2 protein-coding genes are annotated in these 1183 nt (G+C 71.4%); both read left to right on the top strand.

Annotation, left to right across the window (positions count from 1 at the left end; translation table 11 throughout):
• A partial coding sequence (locus tag G6026_RS15670) for an SDR family oxidoreductase (protein ID WP_182613718.1) occupies positions 1-608 on the top strand: 608 nt, incomplete at its 5' end.
• A gap of 39 nt (positions 609-647) precedes the next feature.
• Positions 648-1157 carry an SRPBCC family protein gene (locus tag G6026_RS15665; RefSeq protein ID WP_182613717.1) on the top strand — a complete coding sequence of 170 codons (510 nt, stop codon included), beginning with the start codon at positions 648-650 and terminating at the stop codon, positions 1155-1157.
• The last annotated feature ends 26 nt before the right edge of the window (positions 1158-1183 follow it).

Raw genomic sequence — 1183 nt, 5'->3', positions numbered from 1 at the left:
CGGCGGCCGCCGAGCACGGAGACGGGCTCGACGGCGTGGTGGCGTGCGCCGGGGGCAGCGAGACCATCGGACCCCTCACCCAGACCGACACGGAGGCCTGGAAGCGGACCGTCGACCTCAATGTCAACGGCATGATGTACACGCTCAAGCACTCCGCTCGCGCCCTGGTCGCGAAGGGCGGCGGCTCGTTCGTGGCCATCTCGTCCATCGCCGCGAGCAACACCCACCGCTGGTTCGGCGCCTACGGCGTGACCAAGTCCGCGGTGGACCACCTGGTCCGTCTTGGCGCGGACGAGCTCGGCGCCAGCCGGGTGCGGGTCAACGCCATCCGGCCGGGGCTCATCGAGACCGACCTGGTGGCACCGGTCCTCGACGACCCCGCGCTCTCGGAGGACTACCGCGTGAGCACGCCGCTGCCCCGCGTCGGCAGGGTCGGCGACGTCGCCAACCTGGCGACCTTCCTCCTCGCCGACGAGTCGGAGTGGATCACCGGCCAGGTGATCAACGTCGACGGCGGGCAGATGCTGCGCCGCGGCCCGGACTTCTCGCCCATGCTGGAGCCGCTCTTCGGCGCCGACGGCCTGCGCGGGGTCGCGACCGGGCACTAGCCCCGCACACGGTTCTGATGCCAGACGAGAGGAGCGGCGATGCCGACCATGCACCCCTGTGAACCGGTGGACGTCCACTACACGGACACCGCGAGGTTCCGCTTCACCAACAGCGTGGCGATCCCCGCCTCGCCGCGGCAGGTGTTCGAGATCTTCGTCGACGCCGACGCGTGGCCCCGCTGGGCGGGAGTGATCACGAAGGTGGTCTGGACCAGCGAACCCCCCTACGGCGTGGGCACCACCCGTACCGTGCACATGCTGGGCGGGCTGGTCGGCGACGAGGAATTCCTGGCATGGGAGCCCGAACGACGGATGGCCTTCCGCTTCAACGCCAGCTCCACCAAGGGGATCCACGCGTTCGCCGAGGCCTACGACATCGAGCCCACCGACGGCGGCTGCCGCCTCACCTGGACTCTGGCGATGCACGGCAACGCGGTGACCGACCTCTCGATCGCGGCGGCGCAGCCGGTGATGACCCTGCTGTTCCGCCGTTTCCTCCGCCGCCTGTCCGCGCTGGCGGCCGAGCGGTACCCGGGCGCGTCCGGGTAGCCGCGGGGGGGTGGGCGCGGGCGGGT

It is taken from the genome of Dietzia sp. DQ11-38-2 (assembly GCF_014145055.1).
In the GTDB taxonomy this organism is placed as follows: Bacteria; Actinomycetota; Actinomycetes; order Mycobacteriales; family Mycobacteriaceae; genus Dietzia.
Note: the sequence above shows the minus strand (reverse complement) of the source record. Positions and strands in the feature narration are given on the sequence as shown.

Bases quoted from the DNA above. Each gene is read 5' to 3' on its own strand.
- G6026_RS15665 (WP_182613717.1), top strand. From the start codon at position 648: ATGCCGACCATGCACCCCTGTGAACCGGTGGACGTCCACTACACGGAC.